This is a genomic window from Aureimonas sp. D3, assembly GCF_001463805.1.
Lineage (GTDB): Bacteria > Pseudomonadota > Alphaproteobacteria > Rhizobiales > Rhizobiaceae > Aureimonas > Aureimonas ureilytica_A.
Genome location: NZ_BBWM01000085.1, coordinates 7,501 through 9,912, shown reverse-complemented (window position 1 = coordinate 9,912; position 2,412 = coordinate 7,501). Strand labels below are relative to the sequence as shown.

Sequence of the window (2,412 nt, the reverse complement as noted above, 5' to 3'; positions counted from 1 at the left end):
TTCCGGTGCCTCGAACGCCTCCGAAACGATCTCTGGCAGAGACCAAGCCGAGAGGTATGTGAAGGCAAGCAGAGCCTGCAAAAGGAGCTATGAAGCCAAAGAAGTCTGCCAGGAAGGCGAGCCGCCGAGAGTTGATGTCAGCTCTGAGCTTTGAGCCGTAACATCCTATGGTAATGTCCATTTCGGATCGTTTCGTGCAAGGCGTTGCAGGGCATGGGCGCAACGAACGATCCGAATGCTTAAGGCTGGATTAACCATTCGATCGCTAGCGTTGCGCAACAGGATCGAACACAAGGCCCCGCCCCATGTCCTACACGCTTGCAACGGCTGCCGAAGTCGCCGGCAAGACGAAGCCGACCATCTGGCGCGCGGTCAAAAGCGGTAAGATCTCGGCCACGCGCCTCGAGGACGGCTCCTTCCGGATCGATCCGTCCGAGCTCACCCGCTACTTGGCGGCCAACCATGAAACGGCCCCGAGCGAAACGGTGCAGCGATCCGAAACGGGATCGTCGTACGGTGAAATGGACGCCAAGGCGTTGCAGGAGGCGATTACGCTTCGTTTCACGGTGGAGCGCCTGGAGGCGTTGCTCGCAACGGAGCGCGAGCGCGCGGCCGAGCTGCGTGAAGAGCGCAACCAGTGGCGCGACCAGGCCCAGCGGCTGGCGATCACCCACGAGAAGACGATCGCCGTCTCGCCTTCCCCGGAGCCGGATCGCTCCGGCCTCGTGACGCGGCTCCTGGCGGCGGTCAGAGGTTAGGCGAAAGCGCCGGCGCTATTTCCGAACCTGGTACTTGGCGCACCAGGTCTCGAAGATCTGGAGGATGTCGCGATGATCGAGCGCCATCTTGCGACCCTTCGCCCAGCGCCGGAACGCATCCGCCACCACAGCGAGATCGGGCGTCGGCTGCGGCAGCTGCCGGCGCGCCGGCTCGGCCCAGGCCGTGTAGTGAAGGCTTCCCTCGCTCGGGAAGACCGCCAAGGGCTGGGGCGCCGCGTCCGCCTTGGACCGCTGGCGCGGCTTGGCGGACGTGGCGGTGTCCGACACCGGCTTGCGCACGGCGCGCGTCCTTGAAGCTTTTGGAGCCTCGGAAGACGTGTCCTCGGGCGGGATGACGGAAAGCGATGGTCGGGAGGGGACGGGCTCCCCCTCGATCTCGGTGTCGTGGGTCCGCACCGACCAGAAGATCTCGACCCCCACGACGATGCGTCCGCGCTTCTTCGGGACGGCCGAGACGGCAAAGCGCGAAATCCGGTTCACTTCGTTGATGGCGGGTTGGATAGCCTTCCGGTTGAGCATATCCCACCTCTCCAGCTTACCCTTTGGCACTCCGAGGCGAGCACGAAGATCGAGCAGCGTGAAAGTCTCGGAAGCCTTGTGAGAGAGGTTCGCTCGGAGCGCGATCATCTCATGGAGTCGCATAGCGTACCGACTGGTCATTGAGAGCGCTGTGGAACGGTCGATGATCGCCCAATAATCCGAGCCTTGGGCGATGTGGCGGAACGCTTCCCCGAACTTCCAGCGCGCGACCACAGGGCCGTCGTCGGTCTCGATCTCCGCGATCGCCAAAAGTGAGCCCACCACGATCTTGGTGCCGGATTGGTACTCCATGACTGCGCCACTCAGTTCCTTGAACAGGTCCACGAGTTCGCGCTTGGTCAGGTTCTTGATCCCTGCCTCAGCCTTGATCGCCGCTAGATCGAGTGTGTGCCAACGGTCTTCTGCTAGTGCTGCCCCCGCAGCCCGGAACATCAGTTCGTAGAGCTTCAGTGCCACGATGCCAGGTGGATTGGTGAGGTCGGCAAAACGCCCCTCCACCAGTTCCCCTGGGCGGTAGGAGCGGTCCTTGTCATAGGCCCGATCAGCGATCACTTGCAGCGTCTTTCCCATGGCTACCTGCTATACATGTCAAAGGTAGCCTTTTGAATAGCCCTCAGTCCCCATAGGTAGCTTTTCAGTCCCCATAGGTAGCTTTTCAGTCCCCATAGGTAGCTTTTCGCGACGCAAGATATTGTTTTTAAAAGCGTATTTTTCCCTGAACATATAGAACATTTAGAACAAGAAAGCGGGCAGCATCCAAATCCCGGAAAATCAGGCGTTTGAAACCTGCATCACGCACCTGATGAGGAGCTAATCGAGCGACCTAAGGCCTTTATTCAAGCTCGTCGGCGAGCACTCCCAATAGGTTCTTTTAGCGCTCCAACGTCGCCATCAGCGTGCCGGTGATCAGTACGAAAGCGCCCTATTCTCGATCCCGCCCAACCAGCCTCACCCTCTCCAGGGCTCTTGAGGGAGGCATGGGATCAGCGTCTGCGCCTTCCCCACTGGTGACGCGCCTCGTCACCTCGGCGACCCGACGCCCAATAAGGGCATGAAGGCGCCCAAGGCTCAGCTCTCAGAGGCCGGTTCATCC

The 2,412-nt window shown here is 60.9% G+C and carries 2 protein-coding genes; one reads left to right on the top strand and one right to left on the bottom strand.

Annotation, left to right across the window (positions count from 1 at the left end):
• The first annotated feature begins 305 nt into the window (after positions 1-305).
• The gene (locus AUL36_RS22580; RefSeq protein WP_062224465.1) at positions 306-758 is read left to right on the top strand and encodes a helix-turn-helix domain-containing protein; all 453 of its coding nucleotides are present in this window, start codon (positions 306-308) and stop codon (positions 756-758) included.
• Between the two features lie 15 nt (positions 759-773).
• Here AUL36_RS22580 and AUL36_RS22575 read toward each other — a convergent pair whose 3' ends face one another.
• On the bottom strand, positions 774-1,889 hold the full coding sequence (locus AUL36_RS22575; protein WP_062224463.1) for a replication initiation protein: 1,116 nt from the start codon (positions 1,887-1,889) through the stop codon (positions 774-776).
• Between the last annotated feature and the right edge of the window lie 523 nt (positions 1,890-2,412).

Bases quoted from the DNA above. Each gene is read 5' to 3' on its own strand.
- AUL36_RS22580 (WP_062224465.1), top strand. From the start codon at position 306: ATGTCCTACACGCTTGCAACGGCTGCCGAAGTCGCCGGCAAGACGAAG.
- AUL36_RS22575 (WP_062224463.1), bottom strand. From the start codon at position 1,889: ATGGGAAAGACGCTGCAAGTGATCGCTGATCGGGCCTATGACAAGGAC.